18 protein-coding genes are annotated in these 20,316 nt (G+C 60.1%); 5 read left to right on the forward strand and 13 right to left on the reverse strand.

The features are described 5' to 3' along the window. Positions 1-82: 82 nt before the first annotated feature. From E2F50_RS02005 to E2F50_RS02020, 4 genes are all read right to left on the reverse strand, one after another. Positions 83-721 (reverse strand): nucleoside triphosphate hydrolase, encoded by a 639-nt coding sequence (locus E2F50_RS02005; RefSeq protein WP_133314389.1) that lies wholly within the window; start codon positions 719-721, stop codon positions 83-85. Next, positions 718-1,500: an ATP-binding cassette domain-containing protein gene (locus tag E2F50_RS02010; RefSeq protein ID WP_133314390.1), complete on the reverse strand. Its 783-nt coding sequence runs from the start codon at positions 1,498-1,500 to the stop codon at positions 718-720. Before E2F50_RS02010 ends, E2F50_RS02005 begins: the two co-directional genes overlap by 4 nt. Beyond that, positions 1,500-2,579, reverse strand: a complete 1,080-nt coding sequence (locus E2F50_RS02015) for an ABC transporter permease (RefSeq protein WP_133314391.1) — start codon at positions 2,577-2,579, stop codon at positions 1,500-1,502. Before E2F50_RS02015 ends, E2F50_RS02010 begins: the two co-directional genes overlap by 1 nt. Positions 2,580-2,723: 144 nt before the next feature. Beyond that, a complete protein-coding gene (locus E2F50_RS02020) occupies positions 2,724-3,749 on the reverse strand; it encodes a sugar ABC transporter substrate-binding protein (protein ID WP_133314392.1) in 1,026 nt (341 codons plus the stop codon). 214 nt (positions 3,750-3,963) lie between these two features. Between E2F50_RS02020 and E2F50_RS02025 the strand changes: the two genes are divergently transcribed. After that, a complete protein-coding gene (locus E2F50_RS02025; protein ID WP_133314393.1) occupies positions 3,964-5,184 on the forward strand; it encodes an ROK family transcriptional regulator in 1,221 nt (406 codons plus the stop codon). Here E2F50_RS02025 and E2F50_RS02030 read toward each other — a convergent pair. Both E2F50_RS02030 and E2F50_RS02035 read right to left on the reverse strand, forming a co-directional pair. Continuing rightward, positions 5,168-5,863, reverse strand: a complete 696-nt coding sequence (locus E2F50_RS02030; RefSeq protein WP_245515263.1) for a phosphatase PAP2 family protein — start codon at positions 5,861-5,863, stop codon at positions 5,168-5,170. The two genes, E2F50_RS02025 and E2F50_RS02030, sit on opposite strands and share 17 nt — an antisense overlap. 69 nt (positions 5,864-5,932) lie before the next feature. Then, on the reverse strand, positions 5,933-6,748 hold the full coding sequence (locus E2F50_RS02035; protein ID WP_133314395.1) for a DUF1206 domain-containing protein: 816 nt from the start codon (positions 6,746-6,748) through the stop codon (positions 5,933-5,935). Positions 6,749-6,968: 220 nt separating this feature from the next. Here E2F50_RS02035 and E2F50_RS02040 point away from each other — a divergent pair, with 220 nt between their 5' ends. Both E2F50_RS02040 and E2F50_RS02045 read left to right on the forward strand, forming a co-directional pair. After that, a complete protein-coding gene (locus E2F50_RS02040; protein ID WP_342635699.1) occupies positions 6,969-8,309 on the forward strand; it encodes a sensor histidine kinase in 1,341 nt (446 codons plus the stop codon). Then, positions 8,306-8,965: a response regulator gene (locus E2F50_RS02045; protein ID WP_133314397.1), complete on the forward strand. Its 660-nt coding sequence runs from the start codon at positions 8,306-8,308 to the stop codon at positions 8,963-8,965. The genes E2F50_RS02040 and E2F50_RS02045 overlap by 4 nt, the downstream gene beginning before the upstream one ends. Here E2F50_RS02045 and E2F50_RS02050 read toward each other — a convergent pair. Beyond that, positions 8,955-9,452 carry a hypothetical protein gene (locus E2F50_RS02050; RefSeq protein ID WP_133314398.1) on the reverse strand — a complete coding sequence of 166 codons (498 nt, stop codon included), beginning with the start codon at positions 9,450-9,452 and terminating at the stop codon, positions 8,955-8,957. The genes E2F50_RS02045 and E2F50_RS02050 overlap by 11 nt on opposite strands. A gap of 483 nt (positions 9,453-9,935) precedes the next feature. On the opposite strand from E2F50_RS02050, the gene E2F50_RS02055 reads away from it, so the two are divergent. Continuing rightward, a complete protein-coding gene (locus tag E2F50_RS02055) occupies positions 9,936-10,334 on the forward strand; it encodes a DUF1236 domain-containing protein (protein WP_133314399.1) in 399 nt (132 codons plus the stop codon). Between the two features lie 452 nt (positions 10,335-10,786). Beyond that, on the forward strand, positions 10,787-11,446 hold the full coding sequence (locus tag E2F50_RS02060) for a peroxiredoxin (RefSeq protein ID WP_133314400.1): 660 nt from the start codon (positions 10,787-10,789) through the stop codon (positions 11,444-11,446). Positions 11,447-11,490: 44 nt separating this feature from the next. Here E2F50_RS02060 and E2F50_RS02065 read toward each other — a convergent pair whose 3' ends face one another. The 6 genes from E2F50_RS02065 to E2F50_RS02090 all read right to left on the reverse strand — a co-directional run bounded on the left by E2F50_RS02065 (position 11,491) and on the right by E2F50_RS02090 (position 20,205). Next, on the reverse strand, positions 11,491-12,114 hold the full coding sequence (locus E2F50_RS02065) for a cyclodeaminase/cyclohydrolase family protein (protein ID WP_133314401.1): 624 nt from the start codon (positions 12,112-12,114) through the stop codon (positions 11,491-11,493). Positions 12,115-12,261: 147 nt separating this feature from the next. Further along, a complete protein-coding gene (gene fhuB, locus E2F50_RS02070; protein ID WP_133314402.1) occupies positions 12,262-14,262 on the reverse strand; it encodes a Fe(3+)-hydroxamate ABC transporter permease FhuB in 2,001 nt (666 codons plus the stop codon). Then, on the reverse strand, positions 14,246-15,100 hold the full coding sequence (locus tag E2F50_RS02075; protein ID WP_133315192.1) for an ABC transporter substrate-binding protein: 855 nt from the start codon (positions 15,098-15,100) through the stop codon (positions 14,246-14,248). The genes fhuB and E2F50_RS02075 overlap by 17 nt, the downstream gene beginning before the upstream one ends. A gap of 99 nt (positions 15,101-15,199) precedes the next feature. Beyond that, positions 15,200-17,380 carry a TonB-dependent siderophore receptor gene (locus tag E2F50_RS02080; protein WP_133314403.1) on the reverse strand — a complete coding sequence of 727 codons (2,181 nt, stop codon included), beginning with the start codon at positions 17,378-17,380 and terminating at the stop codon, positions 15,200-15,202. A 145-nt stretch (positions 17,381-17,525) separates the two neighbouring features. Then, on the reverse strand, positions 17,526-18,413 hold the full coding sequence (locus E2F50_RS02085; protein ID WP_133314404.1) for an AraC family transcriptional regulator: 888 nt from the start codon (positions 18,411-18,413) through the stop codon (positions 17,526-17,528). A gap of 73 nt (positions 18,414-18,486) precedes the next feature. Beyond that, positions 18,487-20,205 (reverse strand): ABC transporter ATP-binding protein, encoded by a 1,719-nt coding sequence (locus E2F50_RS02090; RefSeq protein WP_133314405.1) that lies wholly within the window; start codon positions 20,203-20,205, stop codon positions 18,487-18,489. Positions 20,206-20,316: the final 111 nt, after the last annotated feature.

A 20,316-nucleotide genomic window follows, 5' to 3' on the forward strand; every position in this document is an offset into this window, starting at 1 on the left:
GCTGGCTCCTGTTGGCAAACCGTAGAAGGAAAAAATATCCGGCCCGCTCCGAAGCAGCAACCGGTTCAACCTGCGCGCACCATCAAAGGTCCAAGGCCCAGTCGTTCATCACCAGATCTGCACCTGCAGACTTGGACAGAACCAGTCGAACATTCGGCAGGTCGTTCTCATAGACCTTGGTCCGCAGCGCCTCGTCGGCCAGACCGTAATGGTGCCAGCGGGCAATCAGCCGCCGTTCCAGCTCCTCAAGCGGCGGCGAAAGCATGACGGCGTAATCGAACAGTGACCTGAGTTCCGCCCACCTGTCCTGCTGCAGAAGCAGGTAATTGCCCTCGATGACGATGAAGCGGTGGCTCGGCAATACCACTCTCGCGGCAGCAATGGCGAGCTCCCGATCGCGATCGAAGACCGGTACCAGGACTTCTTCCTCGGCCGCCTTGACAGCTCTCAAGATGTCGATGAAGCCGCGCAGATCGAATGTCTGCGGCGACCCTTTGCGGGCAAGCAGCCCCCGTTGCACAAGAACATGATTGTCCATGTGGAAGCCGTCCATCGGCAGCACTTCGGCAGTTTCGCCAAGCGCTGCCAGCCGGTGAGCCAGAGCATCAGCCAGGGTGGATTTGCCGGCTCCAGGCGGTCCGGCGACGGCGACCAGGAAGCGCCGTGCATCGGCAGCCTTGCCCAGGATGCCGTCGCAGACGTCATCGATCGTCATGCTCATGCCGGAACAGCTTCCGCCTCCACCGAGCGGGCACCGGTCATCAGTGCCACGGCATCGGACATGGTATACTGCTTCGGATCGATGACCGTCAGCCTTTTCCCCAAACGGTGGATGTGGATCCGGTCAGCGACTTCGAAAACATGCGGCATATTGTGGGAAATTAGCACGATCGGGATGCCTCGGGATCGGACGTCGGAAATGAGCTCCAGCACGCGCCGGCTTTCCTTCACACCAAGCGCCGCCGTCGGCTCATCGAGAATGATGACCCGTGATCCGAAGGCTGCAGCACGGGCGACTGCGACGCCCTGCCGCTGGCCGCCGGACAATGTTTCAACGGCCTGGTTAATGTTCTGGATGGTCATCAGCCCGAGTTCCGAGAGCTTTTCGCGGGCGATCTTCTCCATGGCACCGTGGTCCAGCTTGCGCAGGAACTTACCCATGAAGCCCTGTGCCCGGATTTCTCGCCCGAGGAACATGTTGTCGGCGATCGACAGGGCCGGCGAAAGCGCAAGGTTCTGGTAGACCGTCTCGATGCCCGCCTTACGAGCGTCGTTGGGAGAGGCGAACTGGATCGGTCGGCCCTCCATGCGGATTTCGCCTTCGTCGGGCCGGATGGCGCCCGAAATCGCCTTGATCAAGGAGGACTTGCCGGCGCCGTTGTCTCCAATGACGGCAAGGATTTCGCCCGGATAGAGATCGAAATCAGCGTGATCGAGTGCGGTAACACGGCCGTAGCGCTTTACAAGGCCGCGAGCGGTCAGGATTGGTTCGATAGCCATCAGCTTGCTGCCTTTCTGATCCATTGATCCACTGCGACGGCGAGAATGATCAGCACGCCGATAAGGAGATAGGTCCACTGCACATCGGTACCCAGCATGCGAAGCCCGAATGAGAAGACGCCGACGATCAGCGCGCCGAACACCATTCCGAGGATCGAGCCGCGTCCGCCGAAAAGCGATATGCCGCCGATCACTACTGCGGTGATGGATTCGATATTGGCGAACTGTCCAACCGTTGGCGAGACCGAGCCGTTGCGGCCGATCGACGCCCAGCCCGCAAGAGCGCAGATCACGCCGGCCAGCACGTAAACTGAAACCAGCATGCGCTTGACGTTGACGCCGGAAAGCTCTGCCGCATCGGGATCGTCGCCAACCGCATAAAGGTGGCGTCCCCAGGCCGTCTGGTTGAGGACATACCACAGCAGCGCGACCAGCAGCACCATGGCAACGACGCCATAGGTAAAGACGGCTCCGCCCAGCCGGAAATTATTGCCGAGAAACTGCAGAAGCGGCGCCGTTGCGCCAATCTCCTGGGAGCGGATTGTCTCGTTCGCCGAATACAGGAAATTGCTCGCCAGCACGATCTGCCACATGCCGAGCGTCACGATGAAGGGCGGCAGCTTCATGCGGGCTATGAGGAAGCCGTTGATGAAGCCGCACAGAGCGCCGACAGCAAAGCCGCAAGGAATGGCGATTTCGACGGGTACTCCATATCGAAACACCATCTGTCCCATGACAACCGAGGACAGGACCATGATGGCGCCGACGGAAAGATCGATACCCGCCGTCATGATCACCAAGGTCTGCGCCGCACCGACAATGCCCGTGATCGCTACCTGCTGCAGGATCAGCGTCAAGGAAAAGGCGTTGAAAAATTTGCCGCCGAGAAGAATGCCGAAGATGATCAGCGACGTGACGAGCACGATCAGCGACACTGCCGACGGGCTGGAGTGCAGGAAATTCCTGAACTTCTGTACGACCGACTTGTCGCCCGTATCGAAGGACGCAACTTCGACTGCACTATCCCTCAGGACTTTTTCATAATCGTGGTGCGGCGCCGCCGCAGTTGGCTCGCTCATGAAGCTCCTCCACTTAAGCCCTTGCCGCTAACGTTTGCGCTGCAGGGGCCACTTCGGTACGAGTGGCTGGATGCGCAGGCGCTGCCTTTGGCATGGCGTTGAGGCGGGGAGAGCTAGCCCTCCCCGCGGTTGATCAAAGGACCGTCAGCCCCAGCACTTGCCGAGTGCTTCCTTTGTGGCGATGGACTTGATGCTGGACACCGGCTTGTCGGTTACAAGCGTCACGCCCGTGTCGAAAAAGTCCTTGCCTGCGGTCGGCTTCGGCTTTTCGCCGCTGTCGGCGAACTTCTTGATCGCTTCAATGCCGAGCGCCGCCATCTGCAGCGGATATTGCTGCGACGTTGCGCCGATCACGCCTTCAGCGACGTTCTTGACGCCGGGGCACCCACCGTCAACTGAAACGACGAGAACGTCTTTCTCGCGGCCGACCGCCTTCAGCGCTTCATAAGCGCCTGCCGCTGCCGGTTCATTGATCGTGTGGACGACATTGATGGTGGGATCCTTCTGGAGAAGGTTTTCCATGGCTGTACGCCCACCCTCTTCATTGCCGTTGGTCACGTCATGTCCGACGATGCGAGGGTCGTTTTCATCGCCGATCCGGTTGGCATCCTTGGTGTCGATGCCAAAGCCCATCATGAAGCCCTGGTCGCGCAGGATGTCTACGGAGGGCTGCGATGGGGTGAGGTCGAGGAAGGCGACCTTCGCGTCCTTTGCCTTGTCGCCGAGCGTTTCTTTCGCCCATTGGCCGATCAGCTTTCCGGCCAGCAGATTGTCGGTCGCAAACGTCATGTCAGCGGCGTCGATCGGCTCCAACGGCGTATCGAGGGCGATCACCAGCATGCCGGCGTCGCGCGCTTTCTTGAGGTTCGGTACGATGCCCTTGGTGTCCGAGGCGGTGATCAGGATGCCCTTTGCGCCGTCTGCGATACAGGTTTCGATGGCGGCAACCTGGCTTTCGCTGTCACCATCGATTTTGCCGGCATAGGATTTCAGCGTCACGCCAAGCTCTTTCGCCTTGGCCGCGGCGCCTTCCTTCATCTTCACGAAGAATGGATTCGTATCCGTCTTGGTAATCAGGCAGGCGGACACATCCGCAGCAGAGGCAGGCGCGGCAAAGGCCACGCCCATGGCAAGCGCGGCAACAGCCGCAGAAAGAATTGATTTCGTCATTTTTAATCCTCCCAGGAAAATTGGATTGAAGGGTTATGTCACCCTCACAGATGCGGTTCCGGACCGGTTTCCGCTAAAGCTTCCTCCAAGCCTCCGCATCTTTCACGCAGTCATTAATCTCCATGAACAGAAGCTTGTCAATAAATAAATCCGGTTGAATTATTTATCTGGGCCGCGTAGAAATTGCCGGACATGGCTCCGGGAGGCAGGCCGAATGTCCATTGATAACACTGTCCATCCACCGTCCCACGTCAGTTCGTCGGGAGGCGCCAACCAGGTGCGGGTACGAGCCTATAACGAGCGGCTTATCCTCTCTCTCGTGCGGCTCTATGGCTCGCTGTCAAAGGCTGAGATTGCTCGGCGAAGCGGACTTTCGGCGCAAACGGCGTCCGTTATTATGAGGTCCCTGGAAAAGGAAGGCATGATCTTGCGCGGCAATCCGGTCCGGGGGCGGGTCGGCCAGCCTTCCATCCCGATGCAGCTCAACGCCGATGCGGTTTATTCGTTTGGTGTCAAGATCGGCCGCCGCAGCGCGGACCTGGTGCTCATGGATTTCATCGGGAATGTCCGCATGCAGTTGCACGAGACTTTCCCCTATCCCCTGCCCGGTCAGATCATGGCCTTCATCACCAATGGCATCGCCAGCCTAGAGGCGCAGATCGACGAACAGCAAAGGAGCCGGATCGCCGGCATCGGCATTGCCGCACCGTTCGAGCTCTGGAACTGGACCGGCGAGGTCGGCGCCCCGGAAGGTGCCATGGATGCCTGGCGAAACTTCGATCTCCAGTCCGAAATCGCAGCCAAGATCTCCTATCCGGTATTTCTGCAGAACGACGCCACGAGCGCATGTGGTGCAGAACTGGTTTTCGGCAAGGGCTCGGCTTATCCGGACTTCATCTATCTCTTTATCGGCTCCTTTATCGGCGGCGGGATCGTCCTCAATTCTGCGATCTTCTCCGGCCGGACGGGAACGGCCGGAGCCGTCGGCCCACTCCCTGTGCGCGGCAAGAATGGCGAGCATCGCCAGCTTCTGGAAATCGCTTCGATATTCGTGCTGGAACGCATGCTACGCGAACGAAACATAGACCCGCAGCCGCTCTGGTATTCAGCCGATCAGTGGATCGATTTTGGCGAGCCCCTGGAGGCATGGATCCAGGACAGCGCCAAGGCGCTCGCTCAGGCAATTGTTGCAGCCGCCTCCATCATCGATTTCAGTGCCGCCGTGATCGACGGCGGCTTTCCCGGCTGGGTTCGGCAGCGCCTCGTGAAGGCGACGATCGCCGAGGTGGTCCGCCTGGATCTTCAGGGGGTCGTCATGCCACAGATCGTCGAAGGATCCGTCGGCGACCAGGCACGCGCCATCGGCGGCGCAAGCCTGCCCATATTTGCGCGCTACCTGACCGACCAGAACGTCCTGTTCAAGGACCTGAGCTGACGTCCGGCTGTTCAGGAACAGCCGGTTTTGCGGAAATGAACCGCCGCGACACCAGCCAGCATCCCGCGGCCCAGGTCGCACCGGCACACCATCCTCCCAGCACGTCTGTCGGATAGTGGACGCCAAGATAGATGCGGCTGATGCCGATCAAAAGCGTCAGCAGGATGCCGGTTCCGAGCAAGAAAATCCGCGTCGACCGGTATTCTTCCGCGCGCGAAAGCAGAGCCGCAAGCGTCAGATATGTCACCGCAGACAACATGGCGTGGCCGCTGGGGAAGCTCATATTGTGCACTTCCACCAGATGCGGCACGATGTCCGGGCGCGGTCTGGCGATACCAAGCTTGGCCACCTGGCTCACCAGCCAGCCGCCGAGGATGGACAGGAACATGAAGACGGCGATTTCCCGGCGGCGGCCAAGCAGCAGATAGGTGGTGGCGAGGATCGTCATCAGCGACAGGACGGTGGTGCCGCCGAGCGCTGTGATGTCGTTCATCGCGTGGTTCAGCCAGTAGGGGCCGATGGGCGTCCCCAAATCCCCCGGCACCCGCAGCCCCAGCAATATCCGCTCGTCGAAAGCATGCGTCTCACCTTCGCTGACTTCGCTGGCAAGGCTCAGGAACAGGAAAAGGCCGCCGGCAATCACGCCGAAGGTCATCAGCCCGATTGGCTCGAAAGTCATGAACCGATCGATGATCCTTTGTCTGAAGCGATGATGAAATTGCATGTCCTTGCTGCCTCACTCTTGTCGCTATACGGCCAACGCCTGGCGCGCCTGCCGCATTGTCGGCGGATTGACGATGCGGTAACGCGCCTCGATAAAGCCATAGGCACCGAACGAGAACAGACCGAGCGCAGCCAGGATATAGAGTTCCCCGCCAAACGGAAGCTGCCGCACCCAGATCAACGCGTCCGCCGTGCTGCCCGCCTGGTCTGAATCGACGGTGAAAGCTGCATATAGGAAGAATACTCCCGTAATCAGGAAAATGATTCCGCGGGCGATCAGCCCGAACATGCAAATGGCGTCGAGCGAGCGGTGTTGAGGCCAATCACGCTCGAAATATTTCAGGTAGCCGCGTTTCGCCCCCCGGAGGATCTGGGCGATCCCGCCGCCGATGATGGCAACCGCAACAAGCCCGACCAGATAGCGTCCAAACGGCTGACTCATGAGCCAGGCGGTCCAGCTGTCCTCGCCGCCCGAAGACCCGCCCGAGCCGAGATGCAGCGCCTGGCTCAGAGCGAAAAGTGCCAAACCGCTATAGGTGGCAGCGCTGACCAGCAGCACGGCGCGGGTTCCGTATCCCTTCGCGTCTTGCGGATGATGATCGGTATTGAAGGCCGCCTGGATCAAGCGCCAAACGATGAAGCCGAGCAGACCAACGCCGATCAAACCGAGCCAGATCTGACCAAAGGGCTGCGCAAGCAGGACTTGCATGGCGGATTTGGAGTCCAGTTTGTCCCCGCCGAAACTGGACAGCAGGGCCATACCCGCCGTTAACGCATATACGCCGCCGCGGGCTGCATAGCCAAACCGCGCCAGCCATTCGAGCTTATTTCCAGCAATCATGGGAACCTCCGCATCAGACTGGTCGAGAACGCAGCCGCCCTTCCCATGTTCCAAGCTCGGCTTTGACGGCTTCATCCTAGGAGCCACCGAAGCGCCGAGTGACATTGACCCCGCCCAAAGCTGCCATAGGTTAGCCTCGTGCAGTCTTTACCGGTGTCCCTTGCGCGCAGTCGACATTCTTCAACATTGGAACAGGCAGTCGCTGGCAAAGCAATTCCTGTTGGCTGGAGGGGTTGTCTCCCTATGCGCCATGCTGCTCGTCGGAGCGCTGGTCACGACACTGATCGAAGCAGCCGTCACCCGCAATTCCGCAGCCACCACCGCCCTCTATGTCGACAGCGTCATCGCCCCCATCCTGCCGGACCTCAAGACGGCTGAAACGCTTGACGATGTCACCACCCGGGTACTCGACGAGACCTTCGGCCAGGGCGCTCTCGGCGGACGGGTTCTGTCCTTCCGGCTGTGGCGCGCAGACGGAACGGTGCTCTACTCGACCGACAAGAGCATGGTTGGGCGCAGCTACCCACCAAGCGAGGATCTTCGGGCAGCGTTTTCCGGCCGGATGGTCGCCCAGTTCGACCGCGTTGACGACCCTGAGAGCGCCTCCGAACGGGCGTCCGGCAAACCCCTGCTGGAGATCTACAACCCCGTGCTGCAGCCTTGGTCTGGCGAGGTCGTCGCCGTATCGGAATTCTACGAAGTCGCCGAAGAATTCTACCACAGCCTTTCACAGGCGCGGCTGCGCAGCTGGCTGGCAGTCGCCGGCGTCACGATTGCCTTTTTCCTGCTCCTGTCGGCTATCGTCTTTCGCGGTAGCCGCATCATCGACACGCAGCAGCGCGCCCTGACGCAGCGGGTCGCCGAGCTCTCCGAACTCCTGTCGCAGAACCGGGCGCTGCACGCCCGGGCGCAGCGTGCTTCCCAACGTGCCACGGCACTTAACGAAAGCTACCTGCGACGCCTCGGAGCCGATCTGCATGATGGGCCCGCACAACTCGTCGCCTATGCAGCTCTTCGGGTTGATAGCGAGGTCCTCATGGATCCCGCTGCGGCACGCCCGAAGCGGGAAGCCGAAATTCTTGCCATCAAGGACCGGCTGCAGGAAGCGATGGATGAAATCCGCAGCATATGTACCGGGCTGGTCCTGCCTGAAATAGAAACCGCCGACCTGTCTGACGTTCTGCAGCGGGCAGTCGGCGCCCACCGTCAACTAACCGGGATCCCTGTCGAACTATCTATGCAGGCCTCCTCGCGATTTTTGGCGCCGTCTGCAAAGATCTGCATCTACAGATTTGTGCAGGAGACGCTAAATAACGGCTTCCGCCACGGCGGCGGGGTCGCCCAGGCGGTTCGGCAATACTATGACGACGGCAGCATTGTGATTGAAGTCAGCGACAAGGGGCCAGGATTTGATCCCGGCAACATCCGCCCCGGAGGACTGGGATTGGCCGGTTTGAGGGAAAGGATCGAAAGCCTTGGTGGAAGTTTCGATATCTCGACCTCGCTTGAGGGGACACGAGTAAAGATGGCTCTGAACTTGAGTGAAATGGAGCATGCATGATGTCAGAGATACGCGTTGCTGTGATTGACGATCATCCGCTGTTTCGCGAGGGCGTGATCCGCAGCCTGGGCGAGATAGACGGCTTCAACATCGTCGCCGAGGGTGGATCGCGCGACGAGGCGCTGCAGATCGTCGCTGAGCAGTGTCCGGATGTCATGCTGATGGACATTTCCATGCCCGGCAATGGCCTCGATGCCGTTGCCGGCGCTTTGGAAGCCTGCCCAGAGATTAAGATCATCATGCTGACCGTGTCTGAGGCAAATGAAGACATCGCCAAGGCGCTGAAGCTTGGAGCCCGCGGCTATGTCTTGAAGGGCGTCGGGTCGCGTGCGCTTGCGGATGTCATACGCTCCGTCCAATCCGGTGAAAGCTACGTCTCTCCATCCCTGTCGGCGCGCCTTTTCGCTGGCCTGTCGCAGCCGGGCGCTATCGATACGAAGCAGGACCTGATGGCGGAACTGACGGAACGCGAACACCAGGTCCTGAAACTGGTTGCATCCGGCCTTAGCAATAAGCGCGTTGCTCTGCAGCTGGACCTTCACGAGAAGACCATCAAGCACCACATGACGCGTATCCTGGCCAAGCTGAAGGTCAGCAACCGCACCGAAGCGGCATTGGCGCTGCGCGATGCGACGGAAAACAGGTTCAGCGGTTAAAGGCTTCCAGTCTGGACCGGTCGGAGGTTGTCGCGCGGCGGTTGACGATCGTCCTGGATCGCGCGTCGCGCATTTCGTAGCGCCCGTCGACAATCCGCTCGGTGGTTCCATTCGCATGGCGGACCGCAAGCCCGCGATCCTGATCGGCGCTCCCTACCGCGGAACTCGGGCTTCCCTTCGAAGAGCTGCTTCCGGCCGAGCTCTCACCGTTGTTTCCGGCCGATTTCCCTCCTTGGCCGTTGCCGTTGCCTTTGCCACCGCCACCGTTTCCACTGCCACCATTGCCATTGCCGCCACCGTTGCCATTTCCCCCGCCATTGCCGCCCCCGTTGCCGTTCCCACCGCCATTACCATTGCCATTTCCGGCCAGGGCTTCGCTCCAGCCGACCACGACCTTGCCGTCCTTAATGGAAACATGCTCCGGAACAAGCGCCAGTCCGGTCAAAGCGCTACAGGTAAGCAGGATCAGGTCTCTTCTCGTTTTCATTGCGACAACCTCATTTTCCGGCAACGCGTCCGCACTTCCTCTGAGTCTAGGACGTTTTGAGTCAGTTGAAAGGCCTGCCGGTAACAATACCGGCAGGCAAGGGCTGCGCCGAGGGACTAAGACGCAGCGAAGGGAACAAGGTGCTAGCCGGCAGCCACTCCCAGGGCCATCAGGCTGAGAGCTAGGCAGGCTAGTGGGATAAGAAGCCACCGGGCCTGAAATACGCTGTTTTCCATGCTTTTTGCCTCCTGAAAGAACTGCCACAGCAACTTGCTGCATCCTTCCGCCGTTCCCGGTCTAAAGGGGGCACAGACCTTTAACCTGAGGCACTAGGCCGTTGGCCCCGGCCGTTTCAGTCTTTGGTCTTACAAGGACACCAGACCGAGGCCTTATAGCGGAACACCACCTGCCAAGCCGGGGTTTAGGAGCCATTGCTGCTCGTGCAGAGCCGGCAAAATCAACGAGAAAAGTGAAGGAAACGTCATGAAAACCAAGGTCCTGATACTCTCTTCAATGATCGCAACGGCTCTTGCTCCCGCAGCATTTGCGCAGCAAAGCACGGTTAATGGTGCGGCCGGCGGCGCCGTCACCGGTGCAATTGTCGGTGGTCCGGTCGGTGCAGCCGTCGGCGGCGTTGTCGGCGCTGCCGCGGGCACCGCCATCGATCCGCCGCCGGAGCGCGTCGTCACCTATGTCGAGCAGCAGCCGGCGTCTACAGAGACCGTTGTTGTCAAGGAAAAGATCGTTGTGGGTAAGCCAGTGCCGGAAACCGTCGTGCTGACGCCGGTGCCGGAGGCACCACAATACGCCTATACCGTCGTCAACAAGCAGCGCGTCATCGTCGACCAGAAGACGCGCAATGTCGTTCAGATCGTCCGCTAGGACTTTTTGAAGCCGAGCTTCCTGCCGCCCCGCAGAACAGAATGCTGCGGGGCGGCAGGATGTCGTCGAAGATGCAGCCGAGATATTTGCTCGCGATCAGACGGCCTTGTTCACCTTCCCACCTAGGACATGACGCGCCTGAACCCGAAGCTCAGCTTCGGCGTCATCGTCTGATCGGGCGCCATCCTCGATCTTGGCTTGCCGCTGATCTTCACCCATTACTTCGGCATCTTACCAGCGTTCGCGCCAGACCGGACGAACCAGGCTTCTGCAAGAACGCAAGCGGTGACCGGCGCATTGGCCGAGCAAGATTTCGCTCATTCCGCCCCATTTTTGGAACAGATGACGTAGCCTTACGGAAACGACCGGCTACTATCCGCGCGACGGGAATTTGCATCAAGGCGGACGTCAAGCAGGCGCGGCCATGGCAGAACAAATGGGGAGCTAGCATCATGACACTTCGCATCAACGACGTCGCACCAGACTTTACCGCCGAAACCACGCAGGGCTCGCTGCGTTTCCACGAGTGGATCGGGGACGGCTGGGCGGTGCTCTTCTCCCATCCGAAGAATTTCACACCGGTCTGCACCACCGAACTCGGCACCATGGCCGGACTTGAAAGCGAGTTCCGCAAGCGGAACGTCAAGATCATCGGCATCTCCGTCGATCCAGTTGAAAGCCACGGAAAGTGGAAAGACGATATCCGAACGGCCACGGGCTATGATGTTGAATATCCGCTGATCGGCGACCGGGATCTCAACGTCGCCAAGCTTTACGACATGCTGCCGGCAGCCGCAGGCGCCTCCTCGGAAGGCCGCACGCCGGCCGACAACGCCACTGTGCGCTCCGTTTATGTCATCGGGCCCGACAAGAAGATCAAGCTGATCCTTACCTATCCAATGACAACCGGCCGCAATTTTCACGAGATCATCCGGGCGATCGATTCCATCCAGCTTACCGCCAAGCACCAGGTGGCGACCCCGGCCAATTGGCAGCAGGGCGATGACGTGATCATTACGGCAGCCGTGTCCAACGAAGACGCTATCGCGCGCTTCGGCTCGTTCGATACGGTCCTTCCCTACCTTCGCAAGACGAAGCAACCGACCGCCTGAGCCGGCCGCTGCGAAGTGATAAGGCTGCGGTATGGCCCCAGCCGCTAATCCAGAAGATGGCCGGCAACTTCCGCTTGCTGGCCGATCTGCTTCATGGCCGCCCTCTGACGATCGAGAACATGTGATCGTTGCGCCAGCATATCGGCCCGGCGTGACGCCATGCGCTGCGGCCTCAAATTGATATCCAGTGTTGCGATAGCGCCGTAAAGCGCGCCTTTTACGATGGCGGCCCCCGCGTAAAGGTCGCTAGCAACTTCGGCGTCGATTTCGGGGGCAATCCGGGCGGCAATCTCTAGCCCTTCGACCATGAGAAGCGCTGCCTGAAGCGGCGTTTGAGCTGCCTCGGCTCCTGTCTCGTCAAGAACTTCTTTGCGGGTTGTTTCCTCCCCATCTGTCTCGTGCGGAAGCCTCAGCGCCGCCACATATCGCCTGAAGACCTCCACATCCGCCCGTGCAAGGTCTTCCAGGCGCGTCGAGATCTGGTCGATCGGCGCCAAAATATCGGCAGCATCAAGATTGGTCTTGATGGCCGTGGTTGCCGCTGCCATGCGGATCAACGACATGCCGATGAGACCAGACAGGATCGAGGCAGCCCCGCCCCCCAATTCCGGCGATTTCCGGCCGGTCACCTTGAGAACGTCGGATACCGTTTGCTGAAGAGGATCCATGCTGCTTGCTCCATTGCCTCACGGATCAATGGATGAGGGTAGCCACACGTTCCTTATATCCAGAAGCTAGGCCTTATCTCCGCCGGAAACGTCTTTGGTGTGGTGGCAAAAAGCGCGCAAGGCTTGATCCTTGCCGCCGATCCCTCATCATCGCTGTCGCTCCTTGCGGCTGAGCAACCAGAGAAGATAAGGCCCGCCAATGAGAGCTGCAAAAAGCCCGACCGGCACCTGATAGGGGTAGATGATCACGCGGGACAGCCAGTCTGCGCCGATCAGGATGCTTGCGCCAATGACAATAGCCCCGGCCAATTGATGCTGCGGCCGGTGAAAACCGATCAGTCGTGGGAGATGCGGTGCGATCAACCCCGTCAGGCTCAGGGGGCCGACGAGAAACGAGGATATGGCTGTCATCACGGCCGCCAGGACGCACAGTGTCAGTCGTGATGGCATGACCTGCAGGCCGACGCTTCGGGCAAGGCCCGTTCCCAGCGGCAGGATCGAGAACCAGCGGTGGAAGGCGAACAAGGGAAGTGCGAGAGCGACAAGCGAAATTAGGCCCGTCCAGGCCTCGAAACTGCCGGCGCGACTGGTCGAACCCGATATCCAGGTCAGCAGGATGAAGGACCGCATGTCGCCCTGGGCCAGGACCATGCTGATCAGGGCCATGGAGATCGCGCTGACGGCGATGCCTGCGAGCAGAAGCCGCTCGGCGGACAGCTCGGAACGGGCGGCCACGGCGATCATGAAGAGGAAAGCCAGGAGGGCTCCGATCGTCATGCTCCCCAGCATGGTGAGGGGAGAGATAAAACCGAAGACGAGCAGAGCAACCGTCAGCCCCGCCCCGCCTCCGGTCGAAACACCCAGAACTTCAGGGCTTGCAAGCGGATTGCCTGTCATTCGCTGCATGATGAAACCGGCAGCCCCCAACAGCCCTCCGGCGCTTCCGGCGGCGGCGGCTCTCGGCAGCCGGAACGGCAGGAGCTCGGCAAACATTGCACCACGAGCGAGGCTCCAGCCGAAAGGCGTCGGCCCGATGACAAGCGCGATGGCGATGATCAGCAAAAGGAGGCCGGTCATGCCCGTAAGAAGCGCATTGGGATGAGCGGCGGCCCTTGATGCCGCTTCCGCTCCGGTCGATGCGATATTAAGGCTGCGCATCTTAGGCAGGAGCATCAGCAAAAGCGGCCCGCCGAGCAGTGCCGTGGCGGCGCCGGTTGGCGCCAGATCGGAAAAACCCGGACCGAGCAATTGCGTCAGGCAGTCGGTCAGGAAGAGTACCGCGGCACCGGCAATCGGCGCGGTGGCCATGACTTGCCCGGTAGTGCGCGCGCCGCAGAGCCTGGCAAGACTGGGCGCTGCCAAGCCAAGAAACGCTATGATCCCCACGGTCGCCGTGACCGAAGCGGCAAGCCAGACGGCAACGAGCAGGATGACGAACCGCAGCCCGTGGATCGCCAGACCGAGGCTGCGCGCGCTGGAGTCATCCAGCGCCAGTACATTCAGCGGCCGGATGAGAAAGAAGGACAGAAAACCGCCCATCACCAGCCGCGGTGCAAGCGAGATCACGCCGTTCCAATCGTGCTGGTTAAGCGCGCCTGCGCCCCAGATACTGATCGACAAGGCGTATTCGCCGCGGGCGAGGATGAAAGTGACGCTGAGCGATGCCGCGATCATGCTGATGATCATGCCGGAAATAGCGACCGTTACCGGATCGAGACCGCGCCGCCAGCTCAGCGCCAGAACCAGCAAGACCGCGATCAGGCCGCCGGCAAAAGCAACGAGGTCGCGGGAGAGACCAGCCAGCAGCGGCGAGAAGCTCAAGCCCAGCGTCAGTGCGAGCTGCGCTCCCGATGCGATACCGAGCGTGGACGCATCGGCGATCGGGTTGCGCAGGACGCGCTGCAGCAAGGCGCCGGCAAGGCCAAGGGAAGCGCCCGCGACCAAGGCAATCACTGCACGCGGAAGCAGACTGTCCCATAAAATGATGTTGTCGAGAATATCAGCGGTTGCCGGCTCGCCGCTCACATGCGGACGCCAGGCGAGAAGAAGGGTAAAAGCCAACACGCATGCGCATGCCAAGGCCGCGACAGGCAGGAAAGCCGCAGGCACGGGCCGCAGGGGTTTTGAAAGGCTAGCCATTCCACGCATGGGCCAATCCTTCCGTCAGCAGATCGGCGAAGCGACCGGCGGCCGGTAATGCACCATAGGGATTGACGGAACCCAGCGTCAGCACCCGGTTTTCGCGGACCGGCGGCAACGCATTCCAGAAGTCGCTTTCCGTCAGTTCCTTTAGCGCGTCCTGCGGATGCGGCGGAATGAGCACGATCCAGGCATCGGGCATGGATGCCAGCGTTTCAACACCGATCTGAGCCATGGCCGAATAGCTCGTCGCGCCCGTCCAGGCATTGACCAGCCCAAGGCGCGCAAGAACCTCCCCGAACATGCTGTCGGCACCGAAGACGCGATAGTGTCGGGCGTCGCCAAGGTTGATGAGCAGGATCGGCCGGCCGTCGCCCTGCCTCAACTCGCCTCCGTGGCGATGCAATCTTCCGGCGAGGTCGTGGACCAATCGCTCAGCTTCTGGGCGCTCCAGCCGCTCGCCAAGCGCAAGGGTCGCCGTCATGGCAAGATCATACGGGCTTTGGCCCGGCTGATAGACGGAATGGCTTTCGACCGGCGCAATCGCGCTCATCAGCGGATCAGCCCATTGGTAGAAATTCGAATTGAAGATCACGTCAGGCTTCACGAAATGCAGAAGCTCCAGATTAGGGCTGCCTCGCAGGCCGAGATCCGCCACGGTATCGGGCACGTTGGGCAGAACGGCAACCTGACGGAACTGCCGAAGCTCGCTTCCTGCCACCAGATTGGCGCCAATAGCCAGCAATGTCTCCATCAGCGCCCAGTCGAGCGTGGCAACGCGGGGACCGGACCGTGCCCAGGCGTGGCTGCCGGCGGTCAAGACAGATGCCGCCCCCGTCAGCAGCATTCTGCGCGAGAGCGGAAATGCGCTGCTCAAGCTTCGTCTCCGGTCGCAAAGGAAGGCTCCGTTGGAGCCTTCCTGCTGAACTTCAACACACCTTTCAACTTACCAGACTTTGCTGAGCTTGAAGATAACGGTGCGCGCGTCGCCGTAGCCGCAGGTATAGGCCCCCTGGCAGCCTTTAACATAGTCCTTGTCGAACAGGTTGGTAACGTTGATCGAGCCTTCCCAACCCTGCTTCTTGTATCGAATGGCGGCATCGACGAGGGTCGCATCGGGCACCGTCAGCGTGTTCAGCCGGTCGGCATAGCTTTCGCCCTGGTAGCGAACGCCGGCGCCGAGGCTGAGGCCTTCGAGCGCGCCATGGGTGACGCTGTAATCGAGCCAAAGCGAGGCAGTCGTAGCGGGTATCAGGTAAGGCTTCTTGCCGACATAGGATGCGATAATGTCGTCCTTCACCTCGAGATCCGTATAGGAGAAGGAGGCGAGCATCTTCCAGTTGTCGTCGAGGTTGATCTTGCCTTCCAGTTCGATGCCGCGCGATTCCACCTCCCCGATCTGCTGGGCAAGGAAGGTCGCCGGGTCGGTCACGACCACATTGCGTCTGTTCAGGTGGAACAGCGAGGCGGTGAAGGTGCCGTCGACGAAGGTCGGATCGTATTTCAGGCCCACTTCATACTGTTCGCCCTCTTCCGGCGCATTGTTTGGCGTCGCGCTGACGGCCACGGTCGGATTGAAGAAGGTGCCGGCGCTGGCATAGGGCGTCAGGCCACTGTCGAATTCGTAGGCAAGACCGACGCGTCCACTGGCTGCAGACTTGTCGAAATCGTAGTCGGGCGAGGTCCCGTATGCCGTCTCGCGATTATCGGTGTCGGTATGCACATAATCGTACCGGCCGTTGAGGGTCACGAGCCAGCCGTCTGCGAAACGTACCTGATCCTGGGCATAAATGCCAACTTGCTGCTGGGTGATCAGTTGGTTGCTGTAAGTCGCATTGTCCGGCTGTGGCGCGCCATATTGCGGATCGAGCGGATCGATCGGGGTTGCGGTATCGGGCCAGGCGGGAGATGCCTGATTGTTGTCGAGCTGGTAGTATTTATAGTCCAGCCCCAGCAAGACCGTGTGTTCCAGGGGGCCGGTATCGACCTTGCCCTCTACATGGTTGTCTATCGTGAAGGTGTTGACCTCCGAGCGGCCGGTAAAGCCAATGCGGTCGATCTCAAGATCGGTGTTGTCGACGTCGTAAGCGTAGGGGGCCTCCTCGAACTTTTTCAGGTGGCCGTAGCGCGCCGCCGACGACACCTTCCATTCGCTGTCGAATTCGTGTTCGAAGTCGTAGCCGACCATTTGCTGGCTGTACCAGCCACGGTCGATGCCGGGTTCGCCGAGAAAGGCGTCGCGGGGGATCTTGCCGTAAGGCGCATCGACAACGGTGCCGACATAGGGGAAGAAGCCATTGCCCGTGTGCCGCTGATCGAGAGCGGACACCATGGCCCACAGGTTCAGCTTGGTGCTTTCGTCCGGCGAAACGGTGACCTGCGGCATGAGAAAGCCGCGGAAATCATTCTGGAAGTCGGAATATCCCTCGCCACCGGCAATCTTGCCGGTCAGCCTGTAGCTCATCGTCTCGTCATGGCCGAGCTGGTCGGAAACATCAAAGCCCGTAAAGGCATTGCCGTCGGAGTTTATGCCGATTTCGGTGTAGTAGAAAGGCTCGTCCGTCGGCCGCTTGCGGACTTCGTTGACTATGCCGCCGGCATTGCCGCCGCCATAAAGAACCGACGCGGGGCCTTTTAGAACCTCGACGCGCTCAAGCATGAATGGGTCGATCTGGAACGCGCCGAAGCCGTAGCCGTAGAGCTGCATCCCGTCGAGATAAAGGCCCGTCTGCGTTGCATCAAAGCCTCTGATATAAACCCAGTCCGTATCCGGATCGGTCCCGAAGGGTGCTGCAGTGACACCCGGCGTATACCGCAGCGCTTCGTCAATCTTGTTCACGACGCCACGGTCATCCAGCTCTTCCCGACCAACCACGGAAACGGCTTGAGGGATCTCGTTCAGTGGCGTGTCGGTCTTGGAACCCGTCGTCGACTGTTTTGCCACATAGCCTTTGACCGGGCCCGTTCCCTGATCGCCCTGACCTTCGCCCTCTATAACGATCGGTGCCAGCGTCGAGCCTTCGGCCGCACTTTGCGCCTGCGCGGCCCACGCGGCGCAAATTGCAATAACGGCAACGCCTGCCCCCAGACCTGCCCGCCATCCCATAAATCTTTGTTGCTTACTCATTAGCTTGCCCCACTCGCGCCGCGATCTCACGCGGCGACCTACAATAAGATGAGTGGTTAACTCAAATTTAGATTGGCAGCTTGGCCGGTTTTGCGGAATTTGAATAGTTTTGGGCAAAGTTGATGGGAGTGAGCAATTGTCGACACTATTTTGCTTGCTGTGTCTTTTTCCAACGAGAGGGCGTCGCCCCCACATGCTTCCTGAAGACGCGGCAGAAATGCGCGTGATCGGCAAAACCGGTATCGGCGGCCACGGCAATCAGCGGCTGCTCCCCGGCCAGCAGCAATTGCTTAGCCTTGGCCAGGCGAGCATTCATCTGCCAATCATGCGGCGCCATGCCCGTGGATGCCTTGAACGAATGGCTGAAATGGGACTGGGACAGTCCAGTCAAAGCCGCAAGCTCCTGCAGCCGGATGTTGCGCAAGCAATTGCCCTCGATGAAATCCAAGGCACGCTTGAGCTGCCAAGGGGCGAGTTCGCCGCGCTTGCGGACCGGTGACTTCACCAGCTTCAACACATCGACCAGCAGGGCTAAGGCAAGACTGTCCCCATAAAGATCATGCAGAGGCTCAAGAGAAGCAATCTCCGAAGCGATCAGTTCCGCCAGCGTCATGACGCGCTGATCGAAAAACAACAACTGTGGATCCTTGAGCCGCTTCGGGTCGATCTCTTCCATCAGGCGACGGCTGATGACCTCTGCATCGAAGTGGATATCGAGGTGACGCACATACTGCACCTCCTTGATATCCACCCATAAATCCATCTCGGCAGGAATATAGGAAATCGGGCTCTGCCGGCTGTCCTGGGCTGTGCCACGATCCTTGGGTGAAAGCTTCACGGCAGGCCGCCCCCGGCCGCGGTGATCGAGAAGGATGAAGAGACGCGGATCGCGGGCGACATAGCGACCGCCGGCATAGGGCGCGCATTCAACATCCCAAAGATCAGCCGTGATGCCGTTCCAGTACCGCCGGCGCATTCCGCCGATAACGGAGAAACCTTCGATCTGGTTGTCCATTCGCGGTTGAAACGTCATGGCGAAGTCCTGAGGCCAGCGTAAACTTGCTGCTTCCTATCAAGTTTGCGCTCCCGCAGCAATCCTGGCAGAATTAGGCAGTCCCAAGCTGGGCGGAATGAAGCTTGTTATAGGCACCGGCACGAGCGACGAGGTCCTGGTGCGTCCCCTGCTCGGCAATACCGTTGGCGTCTATAACCACGATCCGGTCGGCACCCTGGATGGTGGCGAGACGATGGGCGATGATCAGCGTCGTTCGGCCCTGCGCCAGTTCAGCCAGCGATCTTTGGATCGCCCGTTCCGTCTCCGTATCCAGCGCTGACGTGGCTTCGTCGAGGATCAGGATCGGCGGGTTCTTCAAGAACATGCGGGCGATCGCCACGCGCTGCTTCTGGCCGCCCGACAATTTCACCCCACGCTCGCCGATCATCGTATCGAGCCCGTCGGGCAGTCCGGCAAGCATGTCTTCCAGCCGAGCCCGTCGCGCCGCCTCGACAATGTCCGCTTCGCTGGCCCCGAGCCGTCCATAAGATATATTGTCTCGGATCGTGCCGCCGAACAGGAATACGTCCTGCTGCACGATGCCGATCTGCTGGCGAAGCGACACGCGCTTCAGGTGGCGGATGTCGATGCCGTCGATGCGAATTGCACCTTCGTTGATCTCGTAAAAGCGCGGCAAGAGCGAACAGATCGTCGTCTTGCCGGCACCCGAGGGACCGACAAAGGCAATCGTCTCACCTGCGCGGATCGTCAGGCTGACATTCTGCAGAACCGGCCTTGCCTCGCTATAGCCGAAGGAAACGCTGTCATAGACGATCTCGCCCTTCAGATGATCGACATCGATCGCGTCCGGCGTGTCGGCAATATCCGGCTCGGTGTCGACGAGTTCCGTGAAGCGACGGAACCCGGCAATCCCCTTGGGATAGGTCTCGATTACCGAATTGATTTTTTCCACCGGGCGGAAGAAGACGCCGACCAGCAACAGAAAGCCGATGAACCCACCCGCCGTCAGCTCGCCGGCCAGCACGAAATAGGCGCCGGCAATCATCACGATCATCTGGGTCAGCCGCATGCTCATGTAGCTGAGGGAGGTGCTGGCCGCCATGATCTTGTAAGCTTCCAGCTTGACGCGGCGATAGTTCTGATTGTCCTTCTCGAACTGCGCTCGCTCGTGGTTTTCGTTGGCGAAAGCCTGCACGACGCGCATGCCGCCGACATTCTCCTCAATACGGGTATTGAAGTCCCCCACTCTGTCGAAAAGACGACGAAAGTTCTGGGTCATCCGGCTACCGTAGCGGCTGGTCACCCAGGCTGTCAGCGGCACGACCAGGGCCGTGACCAGCGCCAGCTGCCAGTTGACTGAGAACATCAGCAGAAGAGCGCCGGCAAATGTCATCAGCGCGATGAAGAGGTCTTCGGGACCATGATGCGCAACTTCGCCAATCTCTTCCAAATCCTTAGTCAGCCGCGCCACCAAATGCCCGGTCTTATGATTGTCGAAATAGCTGAAGGAGAGCTTCTGCAGGTGGCTGAACGCCTGGCGGCGCATGTCGGTTTCTATGTTGATCCCCAGCATGTGTCCCCAATAGGTGACGACCGCCATAAGGCCGGTATTGACCACGTAAACCACCAGCAGGGCCGCAGACGCCGCCAGGATCAGAAACCATTCCTGGCTGAGCAGCAGCCGGTCCACGAACAGCTTCACCGCCATAGGAAAGCCGAGTTCCAGCAGGCCCGACAGGACCGCACAGGCAAAGTCCACGACGAACAGCGTTCTGTAAGGTCGGTAATAGCCAAAGAAACGGGATAGCATCTCAAACCTGCGATTTATCGATGAAGAGTGGCGGTTGACCGGCTAGCGAAAATTGACGAAACATGAGCTCCATCCTCATATTCCAAAAAAAGTGCTGGACGGATAGCGCCT

Source organism: Rhizobium deserti, from assembly GCF_004358025.1.
Lineage (GTDB): Bacteria > Pseudomonadota > Alphaproteobacteria > Rhizobiales > Rhizobiaceae > Neorhizobium > Neorhizobium deserti.

What these genes read in the sequence shown, in the direction of transcription:
- E2F50_RS02005 (WP_133314389.1), bottom strand. Translation starts at nt 721, where the DNA reads ATGAGCATGACGATCGATGACGTCTGCGACGGCATCCTGGGCAAGGCT.
- E2F50_RS02010 (WP_133314390.1), bottom strand. Translation starts at nt 1,500, where the DNA reads ATGGCTATCGAACCAATCCTGACCGCTCGCGGCCTTGTAAAGCGCTAC.
- E2F50_RS02015 (WP_133314391.1), bottom strand. Translation starts at nt 2,579, where the DNA reads ATGAGCGAGCCAACTGCGGCGGCGCCGCACCACGATTATGAAAAAGTC.
- E2F50_RS02020 (WP_133314392.1), bottom strand. Translation starts at nt 3,749, where the DNA reads ATGACGAAATCAATTCTTTCTGCGGCTGTTGCCGCGCTTGCCATGGGC.
- E2F50_RS02025 (WP_133314393.1), top strand. Translation starts at nt 3,964, where the DNA reads ATGTCCATTGATAACACTGTCCATCCACCGTCCCACGTCAGTTCGTCG.
- E2F50_RS02030 (WP_245515263.1), bottom strand. Translation starts at nt 5,863, where the DNA reads ATGACTTTCGAGCCAATCGGGCTGATGACCTTCGGCGTGATTGCCGGC.
- E2F50_RS02035 (WP_133314395.1), bottom strand. Translation starts at nt 6,748, where the DNA reads ATGATTGCTGGAAATAAGCTCGAATGGCTGGCGCGGTTTGGCTATGCA.
- E2F50_RS02045 (WP_133314397.1), top strand. Translation starts at nt 8,306, where the DNA reads ATGATGTCAGAGATACGCGTTGCTGTGATTGACGATCATCCGCTGTTT.
- E2F50_RS02050 (WP_133314398.1), bottom strand. Translation starts at nt 9,452, where the DNA reads ATGAAAACGAGAAGAGACCTGATCCTGCTTACCTGTAGCGCTTTGACC.
- E2F50_RS02055 (WP_133314399.1), top strand. Translation starts at nt 9,936, where the DNA reads ATGAAAACCAAGGTCCTGATACTCTCTTCAATGATCGCAACGGCTCTT.
- E2F50_RS02060 (WP_133314400.1), top strand. Translation starts at nt 10,787, where the DNA reads ATGACACTTCGCATCAACGACGTCGCACCAGACTTTACCGCCGAAACC.
- E2F50_RS02065 (WP_133314401.1), bottom strand. Translation starts at nt 12,114, where the DNA reads ATGGATCCTCTTCAGCAAACGGTATCCGACGTTCTCAAGGTGACCGGC.
- fhuB (WP_133314402.1), bottom strand. Translation starts at nt 14,262, where the DNA reads ATGCGTGGAATGGCTAGCCTTTCAAAACCCCTGCGGCCCGTGCCTGCG.
- E2F50_RS02075 (WP_133315192.1), bottom strand. Translation starts at nt 15,100, where the DNA reads ATGCTGCTGACGGGGGCGGCATCTGTCTTGACCGCCGGCAGCCACGCC.
- E2F50_RS02080 (WP_133314403.1), bottom strand. Translation starts at nt 17,380, where the DNA reads ATGAGTAAGCAACAAAGATTTATGGGATGGCGGGCAGGTCTGGGGGCA.
- E2F50_RS02085 (WP_133314404.1), bottom strand. Translation starts at nt 18,413, where the DNA reads ATGACGTTTCAACCGCGAATGGACAACCAGATCGAAGGTTTCTCCGTT.
- E2F50_RS02090 (WP_133314405.1), bottom strand. Translation starts at nt 20,205, where the DNA reads ATGCTATCCCGTTTCTTTGGCTATTACCGACCTTACAGAACGCTGTTC.